General features: G+C 60.7%; 25 protein-coding genes. 18 read left to right on the forward strand and 7 right to left on the reverse strand.

Annotated elements, in window-relative coordinates; genetic code table 11:
• Window positions 1-204 precede the first annotated feature (204 nt).
• The 3 genes from K529_RS04640 to K529_RS04650 form a co-directional block, all read right to left on the reverse strand.
• Window positions 205-1,158, reverse strand: coding sequence for a helix-turn-helix domain-containing GNAT family N-acetyltransferase (locus tag K529_RS04640; RefSeq protein ID WP_005670502.1), 954 nt, complete (start codon window positions 1,156-1,158; stop codon window positions 205-207).
• Window positions 1,159-1,233: 75 nt separating this feature from the next.
• Window positions 1,234-2,085, reverse strand: a complete 852-nt coding sequence (locus K529_RS04645; RefSeq protein WP_005670506.1) for a COG3904 family protein — start codon at window positions 2,083-2,085, stop codon at window positions 1,234-1,236.
• A gap of 38 nt (window positions 2,086-2,123) precedes the next feature.
• Window positions 2,124-3,011, reverse strand: coding sequence for a LysR family transcriptional regulator ArgP (locus K529_RS04650; RefSeq protein WP_046001989.1), 888 nt, complete (start codon window positions 3,009-3,011; stop codon window positions 2,124-2,126).
• A gap of 112 nt (window positions 3,012-3,123) precedes the next feature.
• Here K529_RS04650 and K529_RS04655 point away from each other — a divergent pair, with 112 nt between their 5' ends.
• Together K529_RS04655 and K529_RS04660 are read left to right on the forward strand one after the other, a co-directional pair.
• Window positions 3,124-3,753, forward strand: a complete 630-nt coding sequence (locus tag K529_RS04655) for a LysE/ArgO family amino acid transporter (protein WP_080929559.1) — start codon at window positions 3,124-3,126, stop codon at window positions 3,751-3,753.
• Between the two features lie 93 nt (window positions 3,754-3,846).
• Complete coding sequence (locus K529_RS04660) at window positions 3,847-4,788, forward strand: pirin family protein (protein ID WP_046001990.1); 942 nt, start codon at window positions 3,847-3,849, stop codon at window positions 4,786-4,788.
• On the opposite strand, the gene K529_RS04665 is transcribed toward K529_RS04660, so the two are convergent.
• Window positions 4,785-6,374: an ABC-F family ATP-binding cassette domain-containing protein gene (locus K529_RS04665; protein ID WP_046001991.1), complete on the reverse strand. Its 1,590-nt coding sequence runs from the start codon at window positions 6,372-6,374 to the stop codon at window positions 4,785-4,787. The genes K529_RS04660 and K529_RS04665 overlap by 4 nt on opposite strands.
• 217 nt (window positions 6,375-6,591) lie before the next feature.
• Between K529_RS04665 and K529_RS04670 the strand changes: the two genes are divergently transcribed.
• The 3 genes from K529_RS04670 to K529_RS04680 all read left to right on the forward strand — a co-directional run bounded on the left by K529_RS04670 (window position 6,592) and on the right by K529_RS04680 (window position 9,269).
• Window positions 6,592-7,050 (forward strand): DUF2267 domain-containing protein, encoded by a 459-nt coding sequence (locus tag K529_RS04670; RefSeq protein ID WP_005615177.1) that lies wholly within the window; start codon window positions 6,592-6,594, stop codon window positions 7,048-7,050.
• Between the two features lie 113 nt (window positions 7,051-7,163).
• Window positions 7,164-8,096 (forward strand): DMT family transporter, encoded by a 933-nt coding sequence (locus K529_RS04675; RefSeq protein ID WP_198528087.1) that lies wholly within the window; start codon window positions 7,164-7,166, stop codon window positions 8,094-8,096.
• A gap of 165 nt (window positions 8,097-8,261) precedes the next feature.
• The gene (locus tag K529_RS04680) at window positions 8,262-9,269 is read left to right on the forward strand and encodes a DUF1036 domain-containing protein (protein WP_005615173.1); all 1,008 of its coding nucleotides are present in this window, start codon (window positions 8,262-8,264) and stop codon (window positions 9,267-9,269) included.
• A gap of 91 nt (window positions 9,270-9,360) precedes the next feature.
• Here K529_RS04680 and betI read toward each other — a convergent pair whose 3' ends face one another.
• Complete coding sequence (betI, locus tag K529_RS04685; RefSeq protein ID WP_005615171.1) at window positions 9,361-9,951, reverse strand: choline-binding transcriptional repressor BetI; 591 nt, start codon at window positions 9,949-9,951, stop codon at window positions 9,361-9,363.
• A gap of 194 nt (window positions 9,952-10,145) precedes the next feature.
• Between betI and K529_RS04690 the strand changes: the two genes are divergently transcribed.
• The 5 genes from K529_RS04690 to K529_RS04710 all read left to right on the forward strand — a co-directional run bounded on the left by K529_RS04690 (window position 10,146) and on the right by K529_RS04710 (window position 16,058).
• Window positions 10,146-11,354 carry a BCCT family transporter gene (locus K529_RS04690; protein WP_005615170.1) on the forward strand — a complete coding sequence of 403 codons (1,209 nt, stop codon included), beginning with the start codon at window positions 10,146-10,148 and terminating at the stop codon, window positions 11,352-11,354.
• Window positions 11,355-11,553: 199 nt separating this feature from the next.
• Entirely contained in the window at window positions 11,554-13,011 is a 1,458-nt protein-coding gene (betB, locus tag K529_RS04695; protein WP_005670941.1) for a betaine-aldehyde dehydrogenase, read from the forward strand.
• Between the two features lie 145 nt (window positions 13,012-13,156).
• Window positions 13,157-14,812: a choline dehydrogenase gene (gene betA / locus K529_RS04700; protein ID WP_046001992.1), complete on the forward strand. Its 1,656-nt coding sequence runs from the start codon at window positions 13,157-13,159 to the stop codon at window positions 14,810-14,812.
• A gap of 162 nt (window positions 14,813-14,974) precedes the next feature.
• The gene (locus tag K529_RS04705; RefSeq protein ID WP_005631656.1) at window positions 14,975-15,454 is read left to right on the forward strand and encodes a hypothetical protein; all 480 of its coding nucleotides are present in this window, start codon (window positions 14,975-14,977) and stop codon (window positions 15,452-15,454) included.
• 364 nt (window positions 15,455-15,818) lie between these two features.
• Window positions 15,819-16,058, forward strand: coding sequence for a YdcH family protein (locus K529_RS04710; RefSeq protein ID WP_005631653.1), 240 nt, complete (start codon window positions 15,819-15,821; stop codon window positions 16,056-16,058).
• Between the two features lie 54 nt (window positions 16,059-16,112).
• On the opposite strand, the gene K529_RS04715 is transcribed toward K529_RS04710, so the two are convergent.
• Together K529_RS04715 and K529_RS04720 are read right to left on the reverse strand one after the other, a co-directional pair.
• Complete coding sequence (locus tag K529_RS04715; RefSeq protein ID WP_046001993.1) at window positions 16,113-17,501, reverse strand: helix-turn-helix domain-containing protein; 1,389 nt, start codon at window positions 17,499-17,501, stop codon at window positions 16,113-16,115.
• 265 nt (window positions 17,502-17,766) lie between these two features.
• Window positions 17,767-18,960 carry a multidrug effflux MFS transporter gene (locus tag K529_RS04720; protein WP_046001994.1) on the reverse strand — a complete coding sequence of 398 codons (1,194 nt, stop codon included), beginning with the start codon at window positions 18,958-18,960 and terminating at the stop codon, window positions 17,767-17,769.
• A gap of 346 nt (window positions 18,961-19,306) precedes the next feature.
• Here K529_RS04720 and K529_RS04725 point away from each other — a divergent pair, with 346 nt between their 5' ends.
• From K529_RS04725 to K529_RS04760, 8 genes are all read left to right on the forward strand, one after another.
• Window positions 19,307-20,839, forward strand: a complete 1,533-nt coding sequence (locus tag K529_RS04725) for an acyl-CoA carboxylase subunit beta (RefSeq protein ID WP_005619654.1) — start codon at window positions 19,307-19,309, stop codon at window positions 20,837-20,839.
• A 46-nt stretch (window positions 20,840-20,885) separates the two neighbouring features.
• The gene (locus K529_RS04730) at window positions 20,886-21,356 is read left to right on the forward strand and encodes a hypothetical protein (protein WP_110590741.1); all 471 of its coding nucleotides are present in this window, start codon (window positions 20,886-20,888) and stop codon (window positions 21,354-21,356) included.
• A 73-nt stretch (window positions 21,357-21,429) separates the two neighbouring features.
• Entirely contained in the window at window positions 21,430-21,780 is a 351-nt protein-coding gene (locus K529_RS04735) for a hypothetical protein (RefSeq protein WP_005619651.1), read from the forward strand.
• A 272-nt stretch (window positions 21,781-22,052) separates the two neighbouring features.
• Complete coding sequence (locus K529_RS04740; protein WP_227512307.1) at window positions 22,053-22,535, forward strand: DUF6497 family protein; 483 nt, start codon at window positions 22,053-22,055, stop codon at window positions 22,533-22,535.
• A 214-nt stretch (window positions 22,536-22,749) separates the two neighbouring features.
• Window positions 22,750-22,893, forward strand: a complete 144-nt coding sequence (locus K529_RS23650; protein WP_005619648.1) for a hypothetical protein — start codon at window positions 22,750-22,752, stop codon at window positions 22,891-22,893.
• Window positions 22,894-22,962: 69 nt separating this feature from the next.
• Complete coding sequence (locus tag K529_RS04745) at window positions 22,963-23,310, forward strand: hypothetical protein (protein WP_005619646.1); 348 nt, start codon at window positions 22,963-22,965, stop codon at window positions 23,308-23,310.
• Window positions 23,311-23,882: 572 nt separating this feature from the next.
• Window positions 23,883-24,086, forward strand: coding sequence for a hypothetical protein (locus K529_RS04755; RefSeq protein ID WP_009176242.1), 204 nt, complete (start codon window positions 23,883-23,885; stop codon window positions 24,084-24,086).
• Between the two features lie 143 nt (window positions 24,087-24,229).
• Window positions 24,230-26,260 carry an acetyl-CoA carboxylase biotin carboxylase subunit gene (locus K529_RS04760; RefSeq protein ID WP_005646787.1) on the forward strand — a complete coding sequence of 677 codons (2,031 nt, stop codon included), beginning with the start codon at window positions 24,230-24,232 and terminating at the stop codon, window positions 26,258-26,260.
• The last annotated feature ends 132 nt before the right edge of the window (window positions 26,261-26,392 follow it).

Below are 26,392 nucleotides of genomic sequence, written 5' to 3' on the forward strand. Positions count from 1 at the left end.
CTACTGGTCCGAAGGCGCCTTGATCCGCCTTGTTTGAGGTTTTGCGCTGCGCTTTGCGCATCGCGAGGGGGCGGGGGCCGCGCCTTTGGCGCGGCCCCCGCCGGGTCCAACGCTTTTGGGGGTGGCTTTGCCACACCTCAAAAAGGGGCGGGAGCACCCCCGTTTTTGGTTATCTAGCCTAGCGTGAATGAAAGATCGGGCACGTTATGCGCGGGTCCTCTCAAACTCCTGTTCGATCATCTCGGTGCCCCATTGTGCGCCCGGCGCCTCATGGGTGAGGCAAAAGCCATGTTTTTCATAGAGGTGGCGCGCAGCATCTAGGCCTTTGAAGGTCCAGAGCCGCGTGATCCGATACCCTTGGGTATCCACAAAATTCACCGCCTTTTCCATCAGCCTTCCGCCAATCCCAAGGCCCTGCGCCTTGGGGCTGACGATAAACCAGCGTAAATGGCAGGTGCCGTCCTCCAAATCCTGCCCATCAAGGGATACGGACCCCAAAAGCTCTTCCCCCTGATAGGCACAAAACACCGTATTCGCCGAGGATTCGATGCGGGACATGAACTCAGACATCTCGCTTGCGACTTTGCGCTCGAACACCGCGCCAAACCCATAGTTTTGCGCATAATATGCAGCATGAAGCGCGCTCACCGTGCCGATGACACCGGGGCTGTAGCCCTGATGCCAGCGCACCTCTTGAACGATAGGTTTCTTTTGCGCTCCGGATGCCCGCAAGGCATCGGCGAGCAGTGACAGGCCAGCTTCGATTGTCTGTGCCTCATTGGCGGAGGTTCTATCCAGTGCCGCGCGAAACTGCTGCCTGCCGAAGTGTTCCAGCTCACGCAGCAGATCGCGCCCTTTTGGGGTCAGGCTCAACCGGCGCGATCGCCTGTCAGAGGTATCACATATCCCCTCAATCAGATGGTCGGACTCCAGCCTTTGCAGCAGGCGGCTGACCGAGGATTTCTCCAGATGCAACAGGGGTCCCAGCGCGCTGGCCGTCGCCACCGTGCCATAGCCAATCTCAAGGATCGTATGCACCGCCGAAGGTGAAAGAGCCGTCCCGGCCAAGCCCTTTTGCATAAAGCCAAGTTCGCGCACGATGTGACGGGCGGCCGCGCGCATTTTGTCGATACGGGAGGTATCAGGGAGTTGATTCATGGTTGTATAATACAACTAATCTGTAAGCCGCCAAACCCAACCCTCATGGACGGAGGCCTCTCAGGTGTGGCCGCGTTAGGGGCGCAACACGCCTGCGGCGCGCAATATCGGCTCTTTGGGGTACCACATGCGGTTCGGGGGCATATCAAAAACCCGCGCCGCAAACTCTGGCTGCATACCCTGCGCGATAAAACTGGCGCGATCCTTTTCCTGCGCGCGATCAATATCATAGCCGGGTAGGTTCACGTCCTCGGACAATCCGTACCCGTGAAATCCAAGCCGCGCCTCCGGCGCGAGGCGACGTTGATGTCCTGCCATGAACAACAGGGTGCAGGCCGAACTGCACTCTCCCTGAACAAGGGTATCGAGCCCAGCCGCCGCGATCACTTGTGCCGCGCCGCGCGCCTCATAGATGTGGCCCCCGGGGCTGTTCAGGCGGATTTCATCAATGCCGGGGGAGAGGTCCAACATCTGAGAAAGCCGCGCCTTCAGCCCAAAGGTGATCTCGCCGTCAAAGGTGATGCTGCGGCCATCCGGGCTGCGCGTCAGGGTATAGAGCGCCTCGCGCGCGCGCCGCATCTGTTCGCTATGCTGTTCTTCGGGCGGTGGGCGATGTGCAATCAACACCGTGTTCCACCAAAGGGTTGCACTGGAGAGGATCGCCAACAGGCAGAGCAGATAGCCGCCCCAGATCGGGGCCATCGCGCCAGTGTCGCGAATATGGGCCTCGGCCGCGCTGTGATAGCGCGCGATCTGCCATAGCAAGAAAATCGCATCCCCCGCCACCAGCAGATAGGCCAGCCAGACCGGCAGTTGCAGGCTCTGGTTCATGCTCCAAAACGCCGCTAGCAGCAGCGCGCGCGGCACAATCAGCCGGACCCACACGCTATGGGCAAAGGACCCTTTGGGAGGACGCAACAACAGCATACCGCCAGCCTAGCAGCTGTCCGCACTCTGCGACCAGCCTAGCGATCCTGTCGCAACATATCTGCGGCAGCCGAACGGACCGCGCAGGTGATCTCGCGCAGGGCAGGGGCCATGATCCGGCTCACCTGCCAATAAAGCGGCGTATCCAGCTGGCTGCCGGGCACCAACTCCACCAGATCTCCACGCGCCAGATAGGGGCGCGCCAGAACCTCCGGGTTCATTCCCCAGCCCAGCCCGGCTGCCGCCGCATCCAGAAACGCCTGTGTGGAGGAGAGGGAATGCGCAGGCGGCACGATGCCCGGCGCAACATGGCGATCCAGCCAGCGATGTTGCAGCCGGTCCTTGGCGTTGAACACCATACAGGGCGCGCGACGGGCCGCCTCAGTCGTTAGCCCCTCCGGGAACCAGCGCGCCATATAAGTGGGGCTGGCCGTGGCCACATAAGACAGCCGCCCCAGCGCATGCACATCACAGCCGGTGACCGCGCGGGAGTCTGCGCTCACGGCGGCAGAGACCACCCCACGGCGCAGCCATTCCGTGCTGTGGTCCTGATCGTCGATCACCAGATCAAACAGCACATCATCCGCCGCGACCATCGCCTGCACAAACCATGTGGCGAGACTGTCGGCATTGACCGCAACCTTCAGCCGCGCCGGTTTTTCGGTGGTCTCCAGCGACAGATCCCGGCTGAGGCGGCGCTCCAGCAGGGCGATATCCTCGGCATGTTTGGCAATGCGCAGCCCGGTTTCGGTGCCGGTGCAGGGGCTTGTGCGGTTCACCAGCGGCGTGCCCACCCGATCCTCCAGCGCCTTGATCCGCTGCGAGACCGCCGAGGGCGTCACGCCAAGCGCCGCCGCCGCCGCATCAAAGCTGCCAAGATCAAGCACCGCGGAAAGCGCGGCCAGCTGGAGAGGATCATATCGCATTAGCAAAACTTAACTGAGGTCAGTATCTTTAATTTGATTACGTCACACCCCGGCTTTAGTCAAAGGCAACCGCCCTAGGGCGTTGCGCAATGACACAAAAGGACAAAGTCCCATGCAGCCCCTCCCGATGACCGCAGACATGCTGCCGACCCTGATGGCAGGCTTTGGCCTTGGCTTTAGCCTGATCCTTGCGATTGGGGCGCAGAACGCCTTTGTGCTGCGCCAAGGCATCCGGGGCCAGCATGTGCTGCCCATCGTGTTGACCTGCGCGTTTTCGGACGCGCTGCTGATTACCGCCGGGGTGGCGGGGTTTGGCACACTCACCGCTGCGGTGCCATGGTTTGAAACCGCGATGCGCCTTGGCGGTGTCGTGTTCCTGACATGGTACGGGCTGCGCGCGCTCCGGGCGGCGTGGACAGGGGGCGCAGCACTCAGGACCGAAGGGCAGGGCGTGCAGACCGCGCTCCTGCCTGCGGTGCTGACCTGTCTGGCGTTTACCTGGCTCAACCCGCATGTCTATCTCGATACGGTGGTGCTGCTTGGGGCGATCTCGGCGCAATACACACCGGCGTGGATCTTTGGCCTTGGCGCGGTCACGGCCTCTTTCGTGTTCTTCTTCACGCTGGGCTACGGCGCGCGGCTCTTGGCGCCTGTGTTTGCGCGGCCCCGCGCATGGCAGGTGCTGGACGCGCTGATCGGGGTGGTGATGCTGGCGCTGGCGTTGAAACTCGCCCTGATGTGAGCGGGCGCGCAGGGTCTGTGCAAAACCAACAGGCTGTCAGAGCGGCACCCGTGGCCTAGTTTAAGGGCAACGCGGCGAGGAAAGGACAGGCCCATGAGCTGGAACCCGACACTGGAACCCAAGTGCCCCGATGCAGGCAGCCTCGACAGTATCGAGACGCTGATCATTCCCCGCGCCCGCGACATCGGCGGGTTTGAGGTGCGCCGGGCCTTGCCCGCGCCCCGGCGTCAGATGGTGGGGCCGTTCATCTTTTTCGATCAGATGGGCCCGGCAGAGTTCATCACCGGCGGCGGCATCGATGTGCGCCCGCATCCGCACATCGGCCTTGGCACCGTGACCTATCTTTATCAGGGCGAGTTTGAACACCGCGACAGCCTCGGCACCCATCAGATGATCTACCCGGGCGAGGTCAACTGGATGGTCGCTGGCAATGGCGTCACCCATTCCGAGCGCACCTCGGAGGCGACCCGTAAGGGGCACAGCAGCCTCTTTGGCATCCAGACATGGATCGCGCTGCCCGAAGACAAGGAAGACATGACGCCGGTGTTTGAACACCACGGCAAAGAGGCGCTGCCGCATCTTTTGGGCGAGGGCAAGGATGTGCGGCTGATCCTCGGCTCCGCCTGGGGCGAGCGCGCGCCTGTGACCATGCTGTCGGAGACCTTCTATGCCGATGTCATTCTGGACGCCGGGGCCAAGCTGCCGATGCCGGATAATCACGAGGATCGCGGGCTTTATATCACCCGCGGCGCGGTCGAGATTGCAGGCCAGACCTTTGAGGCGGGGCAGATGATGGTGTTTCGCCCCGGCGATGCGATCACCGTGACGGCGGGGCCAGACGGCGCACGGCTGATGGCGCTGGGCGGCGAGACCATGGGCGGGCCGCGCCACATCTGGTGGAACTTCGTCGCCTCCTCCAGGGAAAAGATCGAAGAGGCCAAGCAGGCATGGGCGCGCGGCGATTTTGCCAATAACCCGCGCTTTCACCTGCCGCCCGGCGATGACGCGGAATTCATACCGCTGCCAAACCGTTAAGGCCCCAGGCTGATGTTCCGGGTCAGGTTGATCCGGTCGAGAAACGCGCTGTCGTGGCTCACCACGATGAGCGCGCCGTCATAGTCCCGCAGCGCGGCTTCCAAGGCCTCAACCGCTTCTAGGTCGAGGTGGTTGGTCGGCTCGTCCAGCACCAATAGCTGCGGCGGTACCAGCCGACCAAGGGTGCAGGCCAGACCCGCCCGCAACCGCTGCCCGCTGCTGAGTGCCCCCGCCACTTGCAGGCCATCCTCGGCGCGAAACCGAAACCGCGCCAGTGCCGCGCGGGCCTCATTCAGGGTGGCTGCGGGGCTGAGACGCTGGAAGTTCTCCACCAGCGTCTCGGAGGCCTCCAGCAGGCTCACATGCTGATCCAATAGCGCGGCACTTGCGTGGCGCTCCACAGATCCGGCGCGGGGCGTCAACTGCCCGAGGATCACCGACAGAAGCGTGGTCTTGCCGCAGCCATTGGGACCGTGCAGCGCAATCCGTTCCGGCCCGGTGATCTCCAGCGACAGATCCCGCAGCACGTCGCGGGGGCCGTAGCCAGCAGTGATCTCGTGCAGGGTCAGGATGCGTGTAGTGGGCTGCACGCCGGTTGCGGGGATGTCCATGCGGATCGGCTCAAGTATTTCGATGCGCGCGCGGGCATCCGCCAGCGCCTCATCCGCCGCCGCCTGCCGCGCCTCGCGCAGTCGTGCGCCTGCGCCTTTAGAGGCCTCGGCGCGCTCTTTTGCCTTGTCCATCAGGACTTTGGGTTGGCTTCCTGACGCCCGCGCCGCCTTGCCCGCGCTGTCGCGCCGCGCCTTGCGCTCGGCGGCCTCCTGGGCGCGGCGGGCGGTGTCCTTGCGGGCTTTTTCGGCCTCGTTCAGATCATGATGCGCTGCCGCCAAGGCTGCGTGTTTTTCCGCCCGAAACTGGCTGTAGGGCCCACCAAAGCGACTGACCCCAAGCGGGCTCAGCTCCACGATGGCATCCATGTCGTCGAGCAGTTCGCGATCATGGCTCACCACCAGTGCGGTGCCCCGCCAGTCGCGCAGAACCTGCCGCACCGTGGCGCGCCCTTCGGTGTCGAGGGTATTGGTCGGCTCGTCCAGCAGCAGGATATCCGGCTCCTGAAACAGCAGCGCCGCCAGAGCAAGCCGGGTGCGTTGCCCGCCCGACAGCTGCGCCAGCGTGGCCTCCGGGCGCAGCGACAGGCCGCAGCGCTGCATCGCGGCCTCCATCCGGGCGGGCAGGGTCCAATCGGCCTCGGCCAGATCGGCGGCATTCGCGCAGCCAGCCTCAGCACGCGTCAGCCGCGCCAGACCGGAGGCCGCGCCAAACAGCTCTGCTACTGTCAGGTGATCCTGCGCGGCCACGTCCTGTCGCATCCAACCGACCGTGCCGGTGGTCACGATACGACCCGATGCAGGCGGCAGATCCCCCGCAATCAGACGCAGCAGCGTCGTCTTGCCGGTGCCATTGCGGCCCACAATCCCGGTGCGACCGGGGTGAAAACTGAGGGTGACGTCCGAGAGAACAGGTCGCGCGTCAGCGGCGGACCAATGCAGGCTGTCGAGACGGACGGAGGCGTTGGAAGAGGACATGATAAAGAACCACGTGCAGCGACACAAACAGGGCGAGTGCGGCAAGGGTCTGGATCATGGATAGGGTCTTCCTCTGTTGCTCCTGCCAAGAAACATATGCGCCAGAACGCGAAAGGCAAGAGGTCTCGACAGGAACGATACGTCAGGCAAGACTGCGCGCATGCATTGCGTGCAGTGCCTTGGACACAGAAACCACCGGAGAAAGCAGAGACCCCCGATGCCCATGCCTTGGACATATCGACATTCTTCAAAAGAATTCAGCGCCTTCCTTGAGGATGTCAAAGAAGAGATGAGCCTTCAGTCCGACAATTCCGCCTATACGGCGGTGGAAGGCGTATTGCTGGTGTTTCGCCGCCGACTGACAGCGCAAGAAGGACTGGCCTTTGCGTCGGTGCTGCCATCGGTACTGCGCGCGATCTTTGTCAAAGACTGGGATATCAGCCAGCCGCCGGTGCCCTTTGGCGACCGCGCCAGCCTGACCCGCGAAGCACAGGTCCTGCGCCCGCATCACAATCTGACGCCAGAAAATGCCATCAAAGCCACCGCCCGCGCCCTGCGCCGCTCGATCCGACAGCAGGATCTGGACCGGGTGCTGGCGCGCCTGCCGGAGGGGGCAGAGGCATTCTGGCACGTAGAGGTCAGCGACCCGCGCGAACTGGAGCAGCGCATCATTTGAGGATCTGCGTGCAGGGCACGGTCCGTGTACTCATCACGGCAGCGCAAAAAGAGGTACAATATTTCACAAGTGAAGGGTTGTCTTGCCCTCGCAATGGGTGTCTGCTTGCGCCCATGAGCGATGCAACCCTGACCAAAGAGATGGCAAGCCAGCCAGCTTCCAATCCCATGCGCGGTGTCTTCTGGATGCTGGTGACGGGGCTTAACTTCGTGGCGGTGACGGCGCTGGTGAAATACATGGGGCCGCGCATCCCTCCCGCCGAGAGCGCGTTCTTGCGCTACTTACTGGGGCTGGTGTTCCTGATCCCGATGATCGGCTCGCTCAGGGCCGTGACCTGGACCCCGAAACTACACGGTCTGTTCGCGTTGCGCGGTGGGGTACATGCGCTTGGGGTCATCATGTGGTTCTTTGCCATGACCCGCATTCCACTGGCCGAGGTCACCGCGATGAACTACCTCTCGCCGGTCTATGTGACGCTGGGCGCTGCGATTTTTATGGGCGAAAAGCTGGCCTTTCGCCGCATCGCCGCGGTTGCGGTGGCGCTGTTGGGGGTGGTGGTGATCCTGCGGCCCGGTTTCCGCGAGGTCTCTCCCGGACATCTGGCGATGCTGGTCACAGGGTTTGCCTTCGGGATCTCTTATCTTTTGGCCAAGACCATGGTGGGGCGCACAAACCCAACTGTGGTGGTGGCGATGCTGTCGCTCTGGGTGACCGTTGCGCTGGCCCCCTTTGCTTTGGCCAATTGGGTGACGCCCACGCTGTATGAACTCACGGTGCTCTTTGGGGTCGCCTGTTTTGCGACAGCAGGCCATTACACCATGACGCTGGCCTTCGCCTCGGCACCGCTGACGGTAACCCAGCCGGTGACCTTCCTGCAGTTGATCTGGGCCACGCTGCTAGGTGCATTGGCCTTTGGCGAAAGCGTCGATATCTGGGTGGTTCTGGGCGGCAGTATGATCCTTGCGGCTGTCACCTTCATCACCTGGCGCGAAGCCGTGCTGAAGCGGCGCGCCATCACACCTGCGCCACATGCGGTGAAATCCTGACGCCAAAGCGCAGCATTTCACGCCAAAAACACCGGTGACACGGCGGGTTTGCAGAAACCAAACGTCATATCTTCAAAAAAGTTAACAACTTCCCGCACGCCGTGTCGTCAGCCCGTTACACTTCTGTCATAGATATCCGCGTCGAGATGTATGAAGTGTAGCGCTATGTCCTTGCCCGATCTTAGGCTTTTGTTGGTGCTGGCGATCTCGCTGGTGCTGCCGTCTGTGGCTCAGGCGGCGCTGGATCTGTGCAACGACACCAGCGATCCACAAAATGTCGCCATCGGGTATAAGAACGCTGACAGCTGGGTGTCCGAAGGCTGGTGGCAAGTCCCCGTCGGAGAATGCGCCGAGGTGGTGCCCGGCGTGCTGCCGCGCCGGTTTTATTACCTGCGGGTCGAAACCGAGGGCTGGGTCTTCACCGACGACAAGCTGGGGTTTTGCGTCGATGACGATGATTTCTCGATCAGTGGGGACGACTCCTGCGCCCGCCGGGGCTTTCGCCACGAGAATTTCGCACGCATAGACACCGGGCTGGAAACACCCGACTACAGCCATAGTCTGAGCCTCAATCTCAAACCCGCCGATCCCGACCGCGCGGCGCGTATCGCAACACACCCTCAATTTGTCAGCGAGGCGGTGTTTCAGGGCTGTGAAACCGAGGTCGCGAGTTACTCCAGCTTTTGTACCTTCATCGGCACCGGACGGCGCTTCTTGGTCTATGATGACGGGCGCACCTCCAGCAAGCTCTGGCAACAAATGCAGGAGATCCCGCGCGGCCGCCGAGTCGAACTCTATGGCCAGCGCGAGGATCTCTTCGACACCACATCGGAACTGGTCCTCACCGCCCTGGTCGTGCAGTCCGAAAACCGATTTGACCGGCTCCTGGCAAGCCTGCAGGGGCTGTGGCTCTCTACCATGGATCCCAACGACAGCTTCCGCGTCAGCGGCGCAGAGCGGATCAACTCCTATGCCGGCGCGGAAACCTCGGTGGAATATATCTCGTTGCAAGACAGCTGCGCCGACTACGATGGCGAAGGGGTGTTCCTCTATACGTGGGACAATAACGCGGGCACCAGCCTGTGCTATCAGATCACCCGTATCTCGGACGAAGAACTGGCTCTGACCTACCTGCCACGGGGCACCGAACTGGTCTATCGCCGCGAGGGCTGAGCCTCTCTTCTAACGCCAAATATCCCGGGGTCCGGGGCAGCGCCCCGGTCTGGCGCCTCAATCCTGACCCTGGCCTGACTCTGGCCTGACCCTAGGCGACCAATTCGCGCGAGGTGACCAGATCCACCACCCGATGCGCGGCGCGCCGTGCGGCTTGGGTATCCAGCGGCTGATCCGATTGGGCGGCCTGCAACCAAACTCCATCCATATAGCTTTGCAGCGCCTGACGTGCGGTTTCCACCTGATCGGGGGCCACCAATTGGCTCAGCTCGGCGACAAAATGGCTGCGCACACGGGCGCGGTTGATCCGATGGAGGCGTGCCAGACTGGTGGAGTAGGGGGCATTGGCCCAGAACTGCATCCAGATGCTGCATTGCGGCACCGTGTAAAGCGAATCTGCAAAGTTCGCATCCATCACCGCATAGAGCCGCTCCAGCGGCGATTGCGCCTGCGCGTAGCCTGCGACCATCGCGTCTCTGAGCTTGCGCAACAGATGTCGCATCGTGGCTTCCATCAACCCTTCTTTGGAGCCGAAATAATAGCTGATCGAGGCGGCAGAAGCCCCCGCTTCACGCGCGATTTCCGCCATGGTTACAGTCCCGTAGCCACGTTTGTGGACGGTGATGATGGTTGCTTCAATAAGCTCTTCGTTGCGGATGTCGCGAATGCGTTTACGTGCCATAAAATCAGAGTGCGCCAGTGGGGCAGAAGTTTCAATAATTGACCTCAAAAAACCAAAACTTGAATGGCCATTCAAAATTTGGTTAGATTGTTCAGGCGCAGGCCACTCAGCCGACGCCACCAATAATAATAACATCGACCGAAGCGGGCGCCAGAGGGTGCCCCTGCGACTTATTCACTGGGAGGTGAAAACGAATGACGTATTTGATCTCTGCAGGTATTCTGCTGGCCTTCGCGCTGGTGGCATTCTGCGTCATCAAGTGGTGGAACCTGGAGGTGGTCGGCGTGACGCCTGTACCGCTGTTCACATTTATCGCAATCCTGTTCACATCGGGCCTCGACGTGGGCCTCGTGATGTTCCCGCTGGCGTGGGACTTCCCGCTCTATGCGGATACCGCAACAGAGCCCGCTTATGGGTTCACCAACCCGCTGGCGCTGGAGTTCGGCTTCTGGGGCTTCTTGATCTGGGGTTTTTATTTCCTGACCACGTTCTACTTCTGCGTGATCGAACCGAAGGTCAAATTCTTCGAGATCCCGGTGGTCAAATGGATCAACAATATCGTCATTATCGGCACCTGTGCCTTTACCGGCGCATTGTTCCTGAACTATCTGCCCTATTACGCCACTTTCGTGGGCGACGGCGAGACGGTGATCCCGGCGTTTTATGCTGTGACCTTCCTCGTGGTGCTGTTTGCCGCGTTTTCGTCCACTGACATCAAATATGTGCGCATCCTGTCACTCAGCTCGACCGGGCTTTTTGCGCTGTTGATCCTTGGCATGTGGGCCTATTCCGGCATGGGGCTGGGCGAGTTCGCCTCCACCGCCTCCAACATTGGCGGCTATTTTGCCAATATCCACAAATTCGTGCTGCCGCTCACCGACTACCATGAATTCTACCTGTTCTGGTGGTTTGCATGGTCGATCATGATCGGTCAGTTCACCTCGCGCTTTGTGGGCGGCCTCAAGACATGGCAGGTGCTGGTCTCGCTTCTGGTGTTCCCGTCGATCCCCCTCGCGGTGTGGTTCTCGGTGCTTTATTACTACCACCTCAACGAGATCCAGACGACGCTGTACATCAATATCTCCATGGTGGTTGTGGGCGTGATCTTTGTGATCAACTCCTTTGACTCGTTGATCCGTCTCTACACTGACAACCTCAACCTCAGCTCGCGCCGTCTGGGCCGCCCGGTCTATGTGATCGGCAATGCGGTGGTGCTTTTTGCGCTGACCGTCGCCTTCCAGAGCCAGTGGCTGCAGATTGAATGGATCGGTGCCGTGGTGATCGGTCTCTACGTGGCCTGCCTGATCTATATCTTCGTCAACAAGCGCGAAGAGGTCATGGCGATTGAGGCCAGCCCGGAAGAAAACGACCTCGATTTCACCAAGATCGAAACCGTTCACTAAACCTGTGACATCGCAGCGTCCCCGGCCGGGGGCGCTGCACCGCCGACCCATCCACGACAGACGCCTGCGCGCCCGTCCTGCATGTGCCGGTCCCCGATTGAAACCGCACAGCTTCGCGCGCCACCTGTTGGCCGCGAAGGTCCACACATCACGCCCCGCACCAGAGCGGGGCACCTCGAACACGAAAGAGGCGAAAGACATGACACATCCGGCCCAGCCCAAAGCCAGCCATTTTATCAATGGCACCTATGTTGAAGATACCTCCGGCACCCCGATCCCGGTGATCTACGCCGCCACCGGCGAAGAGATCGCCACCGTCTATGCCGCCACCCCGGCCATTATCGAGCAGGCCCTGACCTCGGCGCAGGCCGCGCAAAAGGAATGGGCCAAGAAAACCGGCACCGAGCGGGGCCGCGTCCTGCGTCGCGCCGCTGAAATCATGCGCGAACGCAATCATGAGCTTTCGGTGCTGGAAACCTATGACACCGGCAAGCCGCTGCAGGAAACGCTGGTCGCGGATGCCACGTCTGGTGCTGACGCGCTGGAGTATTTCGGCGGTCTGGCGGCAAGCCTGACGGGCGAGCATATCCCGCTGGGCGAGGATTGGGTCTATACCATCCGCGAACCGCTGGGCCTCTGTGTCGGCATCGGCGCGTGGAACTACCCCACCCAGATCGCCTGCTGGAAGGGCGCGCCTGCATTGGCTTGTGGCAACTCCATGGTGTTCAAACCCTCCGAGACCACGCCGCTCTGCGCGCTCAAAGTGGCCGAGATCCTGATTGAGGCGGGCGCGCCTGCGGGGCTTTATAATGTCATCCAAGGTATGGGCGAGGTTGGCGGTGCGCTTGTGACCGACCCGCGCGTCGACAAGGTCTCGCTGACGGGCTCTGTGCCGACCGGCAAAAAGGTCTACGCCGCTGCGGCTTCCGGCATGAAGCATGTGACGATGGAGCTGGGCGGCAAATCTCCGATGATCGTCTTTGAAGACGCCGATATCGAGAGCGCCATCTCTGGCGCGATCAACGGCAATTTCTATTCCTCCGGTCAGGTGTGTTCGAACGGCACGCGGGTGTTTGTGCACAAGGACATCAAGGAGAAATTCCTCGCCCGTCTGGCCGAGCGCACAGCGACCGCCAAGCTGGGCGACCCGATGGATGAAGAGGTGAACTTCGGCCCGATGGTGACCGAGAACCAGATGAACATCGTGCTGGGCTATATCGAGAAGGGCAAATCCGAGGGCGCGCGCCTGATCTGCGGCGGCGGACGCGCCGATATGGATGGCTATTACGTGCAGCCCACCGTCTTTGCCGATGTCACCGACGATATGGTGATTGCCCGAGAAGAGATCTTTGGCCCGGTCATGTGCGTTCTGGATTTTGACAGCGAAGAGGACGTGATCGCGCGCGCCAACGACACTGAATTTGGCCTCTCTGCCGGGGTCTTCACCAAGGATTTCACCCGCGCCCACCGGGTGATCGGTCAGCTTGAGGCCGGCAGCTGCTTTATCAATTCCTACAATGACGCACCCGTTGAAGCGCCGTTTGGCGGCGTCAAAGCCTCTGGTGTGGGGCGTGAAAACTCCAAGGAGGCGATCAAGCACTTCAGCCAGGTGAAGTCGGTCTATGTGCGCATGGGCGATTGCGAAGCAGCCTTCTGAGGTCTGCACCTAAACGATAGGGCGCGTCCTTTTGGGCGACGCCCACCCACCCACCCCGTCGCCCAAAAGGACGCGCGGGATCAGAGAAGCTATGCCTTGTGGTCAGCCCCGGCGGGTGCGGCCCTGTGACAGGAGAATGGACGCGATGAACGCGGATTACGTGATTGTTGGGGCCGGCAGCGCAGGCTGCGCCATGGCCTACCGTCTGAGCGAGGCGGGGAAATCGGTGCTGGTGATCGAACATGGCGGCACCGATGCAGGCCCGTTCATCCAGATGCCGGGCGCATTGAGCTACCCAATGAATATGTCGATGTATGACTGGGGCTACAAATCCCAGCCCGAGCCGCATCTGGGCGGGCGCGAACTGGTCACCCCGCGCGGCAAGGTCATTGGCGGGTCGTCCTCGATCAACGGGATGGTCTATGTGCGCGGCCACGCGGGCGATTATAATCACTGGGCCGAGAGCGGTGCCACGGGTTGGTCCTACGCCGATGTGCTGCCCTATTTTAAACGCATGGAGACCTGGGATGACCGCGGCCATGGCGGCGATCCCGACTGGCGCGGGACCGACGGCCCGCTGCATGTCACCCGCGGCCCGCGCGACAACCCGTTGCATGATGCCTTTGTGAACGCCGGGCAGCAGGCGGGCTATCCGGTCACCAAGGATTACAACGGCGAGCAGCAAGAGGGCTTTGGCCCGATGGAGATGACGGTCTACAAGGGCCGCCGCTGGTCTGCCGCCAACGCCTATCTGAAGCCTGCCCTGAAACGCGACAATTGCACCATGATCCGCGCGCTGGCCCGCAAGGTGGTGATCGAAGACGGCCGCGCCGTTGGTGTCGAAGTCGAGCGCGGTGGCCAGATCGAGGTGATCCGTGCGGATGTGGAAGTGATCCTCGCAGCCTCCTCGCTCAACTCGCCTAAACTCCTGATGCTCTCGGGCATTGGTCCCGCCAAACATCTGGCCGAACACGGCATCGAGGTGGTCGCAGACCGCCCCGGCGTCGGTCAGAACCTGCAAGACCATCTGGAGTTCTATTTCCAGTTCGCCTCCAAATTGCCGATCACGCTCTATAAATACTGGAACCTCTTCGGCAAGGCTTTGGTCGGGGCGCAGTGGCTCTTTACCAAGACTGGGCTGGGGGCCTCAAACCAGTTCGAGAGCGCGGCCTTTATTCGCTCCGACAAGGGGATCGACTACCCTGACATCCAGTATCACTTCCTGCCAATTGCCGTGCGCTATGACGGGCAGGCGGCAGCCGAGGGCCACGGCTTTCAGGCCCATGTCGGCCCGATGCGTTCCGCCTCGCGCGGTGAGGTCACACTGGCCAGCGCCGATCCCAATGCCGCGCCGAAGATTCTGTTCAACTACATGTCAACCGAGCAGGACTGGATCGATTTCCGCAAATGCGTGCGCCTCACGCGAGAGATCTTTGCCCAGGACGCGATGAAACCCTACCTGAAGCATGAGATCCAGCCGGGGAGCGACCTGCAAACAGACGAGGAGATCGACGGTTTCCTGCGCGAACACGTCGAAAGCGCCTATCACCCCTGCGGCACCTGCAAGATGGGCGCGGTGGATGACCCGATGGCGGTGGTTGACCCTGAATGCCGGGTGATCGGCGTCGAGGGGCTGCGGGTGGCGGATAGCTCCATCTTCCCGCGCATCACCAACGGGAACCTCAACGGGCCCTCGATCATGACCGGCGAGAAAGCCTCCGATCATATCCTTGGCCGACGGTTGCCGTCGTCGAATGCCGAACCCTGGTTCAACCCGGATTGGGAGACCTCGCAGCGCTGAACCCTGCACTGTCGGTCACGACTGGCCGCCCCCTGCATCCGCAGTGGGGCGGTTTTTTTATCGACATTTCTGATAGTCATTGTGGTCGGTGACTGGACGAAGATGTCATTGATTTCCTGCCGGTTTCTGCGAAGACCGACTTAACAACCAATGGGAACTCGAATGAACTTTTCAAAAAGGATCTATTTAACAACTGCATTCGGCGTGTTTGTCACCTCTGTGGCATATGCTGCCGATCCAAAGGAAGTCGGGGGCTTCAAACTGGGAAGCTCATTTGAAGCAGCACAACAGCATGCGCTCGGACAGGGATGGGAACTCGTGCCTACTTTAGAAAACCTGCCGGGACAATGGGTTGTCGAAGGCACGAACCTATCCCTGTTTGTTTGCAACGGGGTAGTCTCTTCAGTCCATGAAAAGTTGGAAGGCGACTTTGAAGAGTTCGTGGCACTCGTTTTTTCGATGCAGCTTAAATTTGGCAAACCCGATATTCAGATCCTGAGCCTTAGTTCTGGCATTGGAGACATATCGACGATAGATGCGCGCTTCGACAAAGGTGATGGTGGAGCCACAGTTCAGCTTCAAAGTCTTGGCGGAGGACGAGCCTTTTCTGTAAATCACTGGATGGAAATCGAATGCCAATGATGACTTCAGCTTTCGTTTGCAATGCAAGGCAACGAGGGCTCAGAGCAGACCAACCTGATTTGAAGGCTGTCTTTATTCCTATCCCTGTGCCCGATCAGGCAGCTGCTCCCTTCTCGGAGTGGGGTGGAGCAGGTGTACGCCCTTTCACACGGTTCTAAACCTCTGCCACCACACGGCATAAAATGTAGCGGCGCTTCAAATCGGGCGCTGGTGCGGCACCTTGACTTGAGGCCCGGATATTGTAGCGATGCTGGCCGCACGTCATTTGGGGTTTTGAATTCCTCCAAAACTTGATCCCGGTCAAAGTGTGCCTGCGAGTCATCTTCTAAGCTCTTGTCAAACAACGCATTGAAGGAGCGCACAAATGTCCCATACCCCGCATGAACTGGCCGAAGAATTCCCTGAAAAAGCCGCTCTTATGAGTGATCTCAAACAGTCAGATGCGCATTTTGCAAAGCTTGCGGACGACTATCACGAGGTAAACCGCGCCGTGCACCGCGCCGAAACCAATGTGGAGCCGGTGTCCGAGCAGGCCGAAAGCGAGCTGCGCAAGAAGCGGGCAGCCCTCAAGGATGAGATCTGGGGCATTCTGTCCAAGGCCTGAGCCTTCCTGATGAACACCAAGGGTCGCCCAGATTTGGGCGGCCCTTTTGCGTGACTAGTTGACCCGGTAGGGCAGCACGCTGCGCTCATTGGTGTCGACCGACAGGCGTCGCTCCAGCGGCGGCACCGATCTCTGGTGGCAATGCTGGCGCTCGCAGATCCGGCAGGAAATGCCGATGGGTTCAAACGCCGAGGCCTGCGTCACATCCAGCCCATCCGCAAAGACCAGCGCATCCGCGTGACTGACTTCGCAGCCCAAGGAGATCGCATAGCGCCGCACCGGTGCCCCGAAGGATCCGCCCGGTTTCGACACATCTCGCGCCAGTGAGATATAGCGCACCCCGTCAGGTGTCTCGGCCAGTTGGCGCAAAAAACGCCCCGGCGTCTCAAACGCCCGGTGGACGTTCCACAAGGGGCAGGCACCGCCAAAACGGGCAAATTGCAGCCGCGTGGCAGAGTGGCGCTTGGTGATGGTACCAGCCTGATCGACACGCACGAAGAAGAACGGAATGCCCTTGGCCCCGGGGCGTTGCAGGGTGGAGAGGCGATGCGCCACCTGCTCGATCGAAGCGCCAAATCGGATCGCCAGCAGCTCCAGATCGTGACGGCAGGATTGCGCGGCCTCCAGAAACCTTGTGTAGGGCATCAGGGCCGCGCCCGCGAAATAGTTGGCAAGGCCGATCTTTGCGATGGAGCGCGCTTCTTCGGTCTGAAACTTTGCAAAGTCCAGCGTTGCTTCCAGCAAATCCCCGTAGCGCAGCAACGCCAGTTGCAAGAGCATCTGGAACAGCCGCGTCTGCGGCGCGGAGCGATGCGAGAGCGCCAGCACCTTGGTCTCCGGATCATAGGCGCGCAGGCCTTCCATGTCGCGCAGGGTGAGGGTGACGCCGATCTGTTGCAGCGCTGTTTCGGCGTTGAGGCGGGTGTCGCCGCTGCCTGAAAACCGCTCGGCCGCGCGGTCCACGGCGTCGATATAGTTGTCGCAGTAGTGAAAGAAGTCGCGAACCTCTTCCCAGGGGCTGGCCTGAATGCGCGCATCCGCACGCCCCAGCGCCTCATCCAGCGAGGCAAGCCGTTCATGGGTTTGCCGGTAAGCACGGTGCAGGCTGAGGAAAGCGCGCGCGAGCGCTGGCGCGTTTGAGGCGGTGAGACGCAGATCCGCAAGCGGCGGCACATCATCGGCAAAGACCGGATCGGCCATCGCCTCGCGCATGTCGGAAATCAGCCGCTCGCTGTCCCCAGACGACAGCTCCGTCACATCCAGCCCGAACTCCTGTGCCAGCGCCAGAACCACGGTGGTGGACACGGGCCGGTTGTTGTTCTCCATCTGGTTCAGATAGGGCAGCGAGACGCCGAGCTTGGCGGCATAGTCCTTCTGTGTGAGGCCGATCCGGTTGCGCATCTCGCGCAGTTTCGCCCCGGCATAGAGCTTTTGGGTGGCCATGTGGCGTGCCTTTGCAAATTGAGCTGAGCGAGTTTGTATAAGTGCAAACTCACTCTGGCAAGCTGCACTGGTTTTAACTGCGCCCACATAGAGCAACCCGAAAGGGCGAAGGGAGACCTCCCGCCCACGGCCCCTGCTTTAAAAAAGCAAGACCCGCAGTTGGGCCGAGCGCGGCGCGCGCCCCGGCAGGGGCGCGCGCCGCGCGGGTCGCTTCGGGCAAAGCCCGAAGCGAAACACCTCTGGTCAGGCAGAAATGTCAGAAGGATCAGGCCGCAAGGCCCAACTGCCGCTCGCGGCGCATCACATAGAGGATGGCGATCAACCCGCAGACACCGCTGCCAAACATAATCTCCAGAAGCGGCGAAGCGTTAGAGCCGGGCACCAGCAGCCAGCTTGCCGTGGCCGAGAGCGCCGCACCCGCGCCGATCATGATCGCCGATGACAACCCCGCAGCGGTCCCCGCCAGATGCGGGCGCACGCTGATCGCACCGGTGGTGCCGTTCGGGATCGCCATACCGTTGCCGAGCCCGACAAAACACATCAGGCCAAAGAAGGTCCAGACCGAGTCCATCCCGACCAGAGTGATGGTCAGCGACAGCCCGACGCCAAAGATATTGATGATCGCGCCCCAGAACACCATCGCATTGATCCCGAACCGCTCCGAGTAGCGTCCGGACAGGAAGTTGCCGAGGAAATACCCCAGCGCCGGGGCCGAGAAATAGATCCCCAGTTGGGCGCTGTTCAGCCCATAGACATTGGTGCCCACAAAGGGGCTGCCGCCGAGATAGGCAAAGAAACTGCCCGACGACAGGCCCGCCGCCAAGGAGTAGCCCCAGAAGCGCGGCGAGCGCAGCAGTGCCGGGTATTCGCGAAACTGCGCGATCAACGGCTTGCCGCTCGCGGTCGCGGTCTCGCCAAAATCAGCGTAGAAAATCAACAGCGTCACCGCAGCGGCGGCAAACAGCAGCCAGAAATTCGCATGCCAGCCAAAGGCCTGATCCAAGATCCCGCCAAGCGCCGGACCCATCATCGGCACCACCGTCATCCCCATGGTGACATAGCCGATCATGCTCGCCGCCTTTGGTCCCTCATACATGTCGCGCACGGCGGCGCGGCTCAGCACCATGCAGGTGGCGACCACCGCCTGCGCCATGCGAAAGGCCAAAAATCCCTCGGCCGTGGTTGCAAAGATACAGCCCAATGTGGCCAGCAAGAACAATACCAATGACGCCATCATCACCGGACGCCGCCCCATCTTGTCCGAAATCGGCCCGACAACGATCTGGATCACCGTGCTTGCGGCCAGATAAAGCGGCACCGACAGCGCGATCAGCCGATATTCAACCCCGAAATAGGTGGCCATGCCGGGCAGTGAGGGCTGAAAGATGTTCATGCCAAGCGCGGAGAGGCCAGAAAGCAGGATCAGGGTCCAAATGGTCGGTGGGGTGCTGCGTGTCACTATACGTCTCGGTTTAGTTTGCGTGTTAACCGTTTACGGCGCGGAGCGGTGCTTGTCCAATAAACCCGCACTCAAGGGTACAATCTTGTGCGCCACGCCAAAGCCTGTCTGTGTCGCAGGTCACTTAGTGGCACGTTTATTCTGTGGTGTGCGGCGCAGACGGCGCGATCCATTTCGTGCCTTGAATTAGCTAATTTGCCAGTTTGCATCATGGGTATGCATTGTATTTGCAAATTTGCGATATTTGCCTTGGGTGAGGGGCGGGCCCAAGCTAGGGTCGGCCCCAACGAACCCGGTTCAACTCTGTTCAAAACAGTGGGCCCAAACTGATCAGGGGGCATTTGCCATGAAGGATATCCTTGCCGAACTCGAAGAGCGCCGCGAAAACGCGCGGCTCGGCGGTGGACAAAAACGCATTGATGCACAGCACGCGCGCGGCAAGCTGACCGCCCGCGAACGCATCGAACTCCTGCTGGACGAAGGCAGCTTTGAAGAGTTCGATATGTTCATCAGCCATCGCTGCACCGATTTTGGCATGGAGAACAACAAGCCCGCGGGCGACGGTGTGATCACCGGCTGGGGCACCATCAATGGCCGTCAGGTCTATGTGTTCTCACAGGATTTCACCGTGTTGGGTGGCTCGGTGTCCGCAACCCACGCGCAAAAGATTTGCAAGATTCAGGATATGGCAATCCAGAACGGCGCGCCGATCATCGGTCTCAACGATTCTGGCGGTGCCCGTATCCAAGAAGGCGTCGATGCACTTGCGGGCTATGCGGAAATCTTCCAGCGCAACATCATGGCCTCTGGCGTGATCCCGCAGATTTCCGTCATCATGGGGCCCTGCGCCGGTGGTGCGGTCTACAGCCCCGCGATGACCGACTTCATCTTTATGGTGAAGGACACATCCTACATGTTCGTGACCGGCCCGGATGTTGTAAAAACCGTGACCAACGAACAGGTCACCGCCGAGGAGCTGGGCGGGGCCTCCACCCATACCAAGAAATCCTCCGTGGCCGATGGTGCCTTTGAAAACGACGTCGAAGCGCTGGCCGAAGTGCGCCGTCTGGTGGACTTCCTGCCTGCGAACAATCGCGAAAAACCGCCCGTGCGCCCGTTCTTTGACGACCCCGCGCGGATCGAGGATAGCCTCGATACGCTGATCCCGGAAAACGCCAACACACCTTATGATATGAAGGAACTCATCACCAAAGTGGCGGATGAGGGCGATTTCTACGAGATCCAGGAAGACTTCGCCAAGAACATCATCACCGGGTTCATTCGCCTTGAGGGGCAGAGTGTGGGCGTGGTGGCCAATCAGCCGATGGTGCTGGCGGGCTGTCTCGATATCGACTCCTCGCGCAAGGCGGCGCGCTTTGTGCGGTTCTGCGATGCCTTTGAAATTCCGATCCTGACCTTTGTGGATGTGCCGGGTTTCTTGCCGGGGACAGCTCAGGAATATGGCGGCGTCATCAAACACGGTGCGAAGCTCCTGTTTGCCTACGGTGAGGCGACGGTGCCTAAGGTCACGGTCATTACCCGCAAGGCGTATGGTGGCGCCTATGACGTGATGGCGTCCAAACACCTGCGTGGTGATTTCAACTACGCATGGCCCACCGCCGAGATCGCGGTGATGGGCGCCAAGGGCGCAACCGAGATTATCCACCGCGCCGATCTGAACGACCCCGAGAAGATCGCGGCGCATACGGCCGACTATGAGGACCGCTTTGCCAATCCATTTGTGGCAGCAGAGCGGGGGTTCATTGATGAGGTGATCCAGCCCAAATCCACCCGCCGCCGCGTGGCGCGCGCCTTTGCCAGCCTGCGTGGCAAGAAGCTCGCGAACCCGTGGAAAAAGCACGACAATATCCCGCTCTGAGGAAAATTGCCCTATGCAGAAGGTCTATTCAATCAAGGAGCGACTTATGCGTTATCTATTCGCGTGCATTTTCGTGATGCTGGCCCTGCCGGCTGCCGCCGCGCAGCCGGGCAAGGAATGCCGGGGCAAGCAGACATTCGAATTGAGCGACGGCACCACCGGTTGCCTGCTGCATTTGGACACCACCAACATCACTCGTACCCAGTCTCGTGATGACGGCCAGTCCAAATCTCAAAAGAAACAAGCGATTCTGTCGGTGGTCGGGCTATATGGCAAGTTCGATACGAGGATGCGTGTCACTTCCAAGCGGATGAAGGAAATCTGCACGGCAGTGATGCCCGCAATGCAGCAGAAAAACGGTGGTCGCACACCGCAGCAGATCGTGGTCCATATGGTATGGCCGGGTGTGGCGCTGCCCAAACCGACCCGTGCGAATGGAGGGCAATACCTTAATCAAGTGGCGGAGCTAAACAGCTCGTGCCGGTCGCCGCAATATTTCGGAAGCCGGACACGGTGATGCGGAGCCTCAGCCTCTCTCATGCGTTTTGTGCGGATATGGCACAACCGCCGCGCTGTGGCGGGGCGCGCGCATGACGGTGCGCTGGCATATCACGCGCGGGGAGGGGGAGCTGACGCTGTCGCGCCAACTGCCCGCGCGCTTTGATGTGGTGGCGTCCACCACTCTACCAGAGGGCGATCCGCTTCGGCTGGCCCACCAGATCCGACAGGATATGTGGCGGATGCTCAAACGGGTGCGGGGGTTTTCCCCTGTGGTTCAGCTCACCCGTGAGGGCGATGTGATTCGAATCAAAGCGGGCGGACGCGTTACTACCCCGGTCGCGCCGGGTCTGAGCACAAAGATTGCGGCTCTCTTGGCGTGCCCGGCGCATCGCGCACGTTGGGTGGCACAGGCAAAGCGCTCTCAGAGGAGGTTAAAATGATCTCCACTCTGCGTAGAAACCGGCCAGAATCACGCCAAATGGCAAGTGATATGCCCAATAAGCCCCTGAATTCTTGTAACGTGTTTACAATCTGCGCGCAGATCGGGCGGGGCGGGGTGCTCTTGCACAAATTTGTAACAGTATTTGACACAGAGGCCGAATCGGTTGCATGCTCCGGCTCAGCCAGACTGAGTTTAGCGCGCGCCACCGGCGCTGCGCCCGCAGCCCCGGCAGGAGGAGCCCAATCTGATTGGGGTCGGGGCTGCGGCAATTTGGTAGGCCAATCCATACAGCGTTGGGTTGTGTTGCGCGGTGCGCAACTGTCCGCAATGTGCCGCCTTGCCACCATCGCGGCCTGTCTCACGCTTCCGCTCTCGGCGTCTTTTGCGGCGTCCGGTGCGGGTGATGGCACCACGGAACAGACGCCCGCTTTGATACCGGTGCCCTCCGCGCAGCCGGTGACATTGTCTGAAGTCTTGCTGGATGATGCGCCCGGTGCGCTTTGGGCGCGCTTTCGCTTTGTCGCGCCCGAGATCGCCAAAGGCGGTGATCCGGACGCCAGAGCCGCCGATATTGACTACCTCTGCACGGAGGTCGCGGTGCCTTATCTGCGGCTTTATGAGATCGCACCGGAGCGCGTGGTCATCTCGCTCTCGGACCGTGTTCTGCCCTTCGGCAGCAGCGAGCCTGAGGCCACCCAGTTCTTTGAGACCTACCGCGTTGAGAACAAAGCTTGCGTCTGGGAGGGGTTCTGATGGCGATTGAGACGCAATTTCGGCATTTTTCTGCGATTTTCGCGCCACAGGGCGGCGACACTGCAGAATTTACATATATCCTTGAAACCAATGGCGCTATGCTACGCGCAGGACGCAAATATGCGCCTTGGTCCACAGGTTTTTTGCCTGTCGGATTGTCAGAGGTGCGGGCATTCGCCCGCGCAGGTTTCAGCAATGATCTTAGGAGACAGACATGTCCAAGAGCATCAAACTCATCACCCTCGCAGGCCTGCTGGCCGCAGTTTCCGCATGCGCCGGTCAGCGCGAAGAAGAGTTCGTCGTGGTTGATCCCGAGCCGATCTCTCAAGAGCCGGTCTACACCGGTAAGTACAAGTAATCACTTCAGGGGTCCGGCCCTGTGGCCGGACCTTTCCGACCTGCGGGGTGCCGGACCGGAGGCACTCCCATGCTAAAACATCGCGGCTTTCCCGGCCGTCTTCCCGGCACCGATTTCCAATTTGTCATCCGTCGCCCCAACCCAAAGGGCATCACGCCGATCACCCGGCGTGAGCGGTTTCGCGACCGCAAACCCGCGGACCGGCGGGCGGATGCGGGCTTTATGAAAGCGCTCTGGGAAAACTTTGGCGACCAGCCCTTTGAACGCGGCAATCTGGACGCAGGACGGCTGAGCTGGCTGTTCGGACGCGAGGTGGTTGCGGTTGATGATCCCTTTGATCCTGAAAGCTATGAGTCGCTCTTGGTGATCGACGTTGACGTCGCGCGTCGCTCCTTCCCCGAGGCGTTTGGGGGCTGAGGAATGCAAAAGGGGCGTCATATTATCGAAATGGGTTCATTACAGCAGCGGAAATCCGCGTGTTGTTTTACACCTCATGCGTGTATCGGCGTCTTTTTGCTACCCATTCTGGAATTTGCGCGGCCTGCTGCCAATAACCCCGCTGATTTAACGGCGCGGTTTTCAAGGCGTTCCGGCGCTGGCAGGGTGGATCTGCCTACGCAGCCTTTTCGTCCCTTCTGGCTGTTGTTCTGGCCCCAAAACCTGACTGGGCAGCTGTGCGCCCCCCCGCGCCAGCTGCCCGCTTTTGGGTCTCTCTCTCCCGCGTCTCAGCTGTCTTTGTGCCGATCCGGCAAAGACGCTGTGCGCGGCGAAAATCTGCATATTGATCAAAACACTGGCCTTGCCGCCGCGCAATCCCTGTGCATCTGCGCACGCGCGCCTCAAGAATGGGCGAAAGCCCGCCAATTGCGTGGTTATCGCGGGCGATCTGTCGCCCATGCGGCAAGATTGCGCGGAACCTATCTGGACGATATGCGTTGGACCGGCAAATTGGCTCTCAACCATGCAGAACGATCCAAAGGAGCATTTCGATGCGTAAATCACTCATTGCGGCCCTGCTCGCAGGCACCGCAGCCGTTGCGGCCTGCGGCGATACCACCGGTGAACAGGTGCTCTATGGTGCCGGTGCAGGGGCGGCAGGGGCCGCATTGCTCAACGGCAGCCTCGTCACCGGCGCAGCCGTCGGCGTTGCTGGCAACCTCATCTACTGCAAGGAAAATCCGGGCCGCTGCTAAACCAGCCTCGGGCGCGCGGGCACTCCGCGCCCTGCTGACATCTCGCTTTGACGCGGGCGCACCGCCGCCACGGGACATCCCCGTGCGCGGCGGTTTTTTGTGTGCGCGTCAGACCCATCAACACGGACCACAAGGGACAGCCCATGTTTGATAAGATCCTGATCGCCAACCGGGGGGAAATCGCCTGTCGCGTCATCAAGACCGCGCGCAAGATGGGCATTGAGACCGTCGCCATCTACTCTGATGCCGACCGTCAAGCGCTGCATGTGCAAATGGCGGATGAGGCGGTGCATGTGGGGCCAGCCCCCGCCAACCAATCCTATATCGTCATCGACAACGTCATGGCGGCGATCAAATCCTCGGGCGCGCAGGCGGTGCATCCGGGCTATGGCTTCCTGTCGGAAAACGCCAAATTCGCCGAGGCGCTGGAGGCCGCAGGCGTCGCCTTTGTCGGCCCGCCCAAAGGCGCGATTGAAGCGATGGGGGACAAGATCACCTCAAAGAAAATCGCCCAGGAAGCAGGCGTTTCCACCGTGCCGGGCTATATGGGCCTGATTGCGGATGCCGATGAGGCAGTGAAGATCTCGAATGAGATCGGCTATCCGGTGATGATCAAAGCCTCTGCGGGCGGCGGCGGCAAGGGCATGCGGATTGCATGGAACGACGAAGAAGCGCGCGAAGGCTTCCAATCCTCCAAAAACGAGGCCGCGAACTCCTTTGGCGATGACCGGATTTTCATTGAGAAATTCGTCACCCAACCGCGCCACATCGAAATTCAGGTGCTTTGTGATGCCCATGGCAACGGCGTTTACTTGGGCGAGCGTGAATGCTCCATCCAGCGCCGCAACCAGAAGGTTGTCGAAGAGGCGCCCAGCCCCTTCCTTGATGAAGAGACCCGCCGCGCCATGGGCGAGCAATCCGTCGCGCTGGCCAAGGCCGTGGGCTATGCCTCTGCGGGCACGGTGGAATTCATCGTTGATGGCAACAAGAACTTCTACTTCCTTGAGATGAACACTCGTTTGCAGGTGGAACATCCGGTGACCGAACTCATCACCGGTGTTGACCTTGTGGAACAGATGATCCGCGTGGCTGCCGGCAAGGAGCTGTCGATCACCCAAGATGACGTCAAACTCACCGGCTGGGCGATTGAAAACCGCCTTTATGCCGAAGATCCCTACCGCAACTTCCTGCCCTCCATCGGGCGTCTCACCCGCTACCGTCCCCCTGCAGAAACCGCGGCCTATACGCCCGGCGTGGCACCGGGAGATGCCGGCGATGTGGTCGTGCGCAATGACACCGGCGTCTATGAGGGCGGTGAGATTTCAATGTATTACGACCCGATGATCGCCAAGCTCTGCACCTGGGCGCCGACCCGTGAGGCGGCGATCGAGGCGATGCGCGTGGCGCTTGATAGTTTCGAGGTCGAAGGCATCGGTCACAACCTGCCGTTCCTGTCGGCGGTGATGGATCATCCGAAATTCGTCTCGGGCGATATGACCACCGCCTTTATTGCCGAGGAATACCCCGAGGGCTTTGACGGCGTGAACCTGCCCGAAAGCGACCTCAAGCGCATCGCGGCGTCCTGTGCAGCGATGCACCGTGTTGCCGAAATCCGCCGCACGCAGGTCTCGGGCCGCATGGATAACCACGAACGCCGTGTCGGCAACAACTGGGTGGTGGCCATTGGCGATCACTCATATGCGCTGCGCATCTCTGCAGATCCCGAAGGCGCCACCGTGCGGTTTGAGGACAAAAGCGAAATCCGCGTCAGCTCCGACTGGACGCCGGGGGATAGCCTTGCGCATGTGCTGACCGATGGTACGCCCTTGGTTCTGAAGGTCGACAAGATCACCCAAGGCTTCCGCGTGCGCAGCCGGGGGGCCGACCTCAAGGTGCATGTGCGCCGTCCGCGTCAGGCCGAACTGGCCGCTTTGATGCCGGAAAAACTGCCGCCGGATACCTCCAAGATGCTCCTGTGCCCGATGCCCGGCCTTGTTGTAAAAATCAACGTCGAGGTGGGCCAAGAAGTGCAGGAAGGGCAGTCGCTTTGCACCATCGAGGCGATGAAGATGGAAAACATCCTGCGCGCTGAGAAAAAATCCGTGGTCTCCAAGATCAACGCGGGCGCTGGCGACAGCCTCGCGGTGGATGATGTGATCATCGAATTCGAGTGATCCATTGACCCATTTGGCCCGCATATCCCCTGATCTCATCCCGCCGCATCCGCGCGCGGAGCAGATCAGCGCGTGCGGGCCAAAATTTCCGCAAAAATCCAGCAACCGGGCCGGGACGTTAAGCCTTTCTGA

Source organism: Tritonibacter mobilis F1926 (assembly GCF_000376545.2).
Classification (GTDB): Bacteria; Pseudomonadota; Alphaproteobacteria; order Rhodobacterales; family Rhodobacteraceae; genus Epibacterium; species Epibacterium mobile.

Excerpts from the sequence above, each read along its gene's own strand:
- K529_RS04640 (WP_005670502.1), bottom strand. The coding sequence starts at position 1,158 with ATGAATCAACTCCCTGATACCTCCCGTATCGACAAAATGCGCGCGGCC.
- K529_RS04645 (WP_005670506.1), bottom strand. The coding sequence starts at position 2,085 with ATGCTGTTGTTGCGTCCTCCCAAAGGGTCCTTTGCCCATAGCGTGTGG.
- K529_RS04650 (WP_046001989.1), bottom strand. The coding sequence starts at position 3,011 with ATGCGATATGATCCTCTCCAGCTGGCCGCGCTTTCCGCGGTGCTTGAT.
- K529_RS04655 (WP_080929559.1), top strand. The coding sequence starts at position 3,124 with ATGCAGCCCCTCCCGATGACCGCAGACATGCTGCCGACCCTGATGGCA.
- K529_RS04660 (WP_046001990.1), top strand. The coding sequence starts at position 3,847 with ATGAGCTGGAACCCGACACTGGAACCCAAGTGCCCCGATGCAGGCAGC.
- K529_RS04665 (WP_046001991.1), bottom strand. The coding sequence starts at position 6,374 with ATGTCCTCTTCCAACGCCTCCGTCCGTCTCGACAGCCTGCATTGGTCC.
- K529_RS04670 (WP_005615177.1), top strand. The coding sequence starts at position 6,592 with ATGCCCATGCCTTGGACATATCGACATTCTTCAAAAGAATTCAGCGCC.
- K529_RS04675 (WP_198528087.1), top strand. The coding sequence starts at position 7,164 with ATGAGCGATGCAACCCTGACCAAAGAGATGGCAAGCCAGCCAGCTTCC.
- K529_RS04680 (WP_005615173.1), top strand. The coding sequence starts at position 8,262 with ATGTCCTTGCCCGATCTTAGGCTTTTGTTGGTGCTGGCGATCTCGCTG.
- betI (WP_005615171.1), bottom strand. The coding sequence starts at position 9,951 with ATGGCACGTAAACGCATTCGCGACATCCGCAACGAAGAGCTTATTGAA.
- K529_RS04690 (WP_005615170.1), top strand. The coding sequence starts at position 10,146 with ATGACGTATTTGATCTCTGCAGGTATTCTGCTGGCCTTCGCGCTGGTG.
- betB (WP_005670941.1), top strand. The coding sequence starts at position 11,554 with ATGACACATCCGGCCCAGCCCAAAGCCAGCCATTTTATCAATGGCACC.
- betA (WP_046001992.1), top strand. The coding sequence starts at position 13,157 with ATGAACGCGGATTACGTGATTGTTGGGGCCGGCAGCGCAGGCTGCGCC.
- K529_RS04705 (WP_005631656.1), top strand. The coding sequence starts at position 14,975 with ATGAACTTTTCAAAAAGGATCTATTTAACAACTGCATTCGGCGTGTTT.
- K529_RS04710 (WP_005631653.1), top strand. The coding sequence starts at position 15,819 with ATGTCCCATACCCCGCATGAACTGGCCGAAGAATTCCCTGAAAAAGCC.
- K529_RS04715 (WP_046001993.1), bottom strand. The coding sequence starts at position 17,501 with ATGGCCACCCAAAAGCTCTATGCCGGGGCGAAACTGCGCGAGATGCGC.
- K529_RS04725 (WP_005619654.1), top strand. The coding sequence starts at position 19,307 with ATGAAGGATATCCTTGCCGAACTCGAAGAGCGCCGCGAAAACGCGCGG.
- K529_RS04730 (WP_110590741.1), top strand. The coding sequence starts at position 20,886 with ATGCGTTATCTATTCGCGTGCATTTTCGTGATGCTGGCCCTGCCGGCT.
- K529_RS04735 (WP_005619651.1), top strand. The coding sequence starts at position 21,430 with ATGACGGTGCGCTGGCATATCACGCGCGGGGAGGGGGAGCTGACGCTG.
- K529_RS23650 (WP_005619648.1), top strand. The coding sequence starts at position 22,750 with ATGTCCAAGAGCATCAAACTCATCACCCTCGCAGGCCTGCTGGCCGCA.
- K529_RS04745 (WP_005619646.1), top strand. The coding sequence starts at position 22,963 with ATGCTAAAACATCGCGGCTTTCCCGGCCGTCTTCCCGGCACCGATTTC.
- K529_RS04755 (WP_009176242.1), top strand. The coding sequence starts at position 23,883 with ATGCGTAAATCACTCATTGCGGCCCTGCTCGCAGGCACCGCAGCCGTT.
- K529_RS04760 (WP_005646787.1), top strand. The coding sequence starts at position 24,230 with ATGTTTGATAAGATCCTGATCGCCAACCGGGGGGAAATCGCCTGTCGC.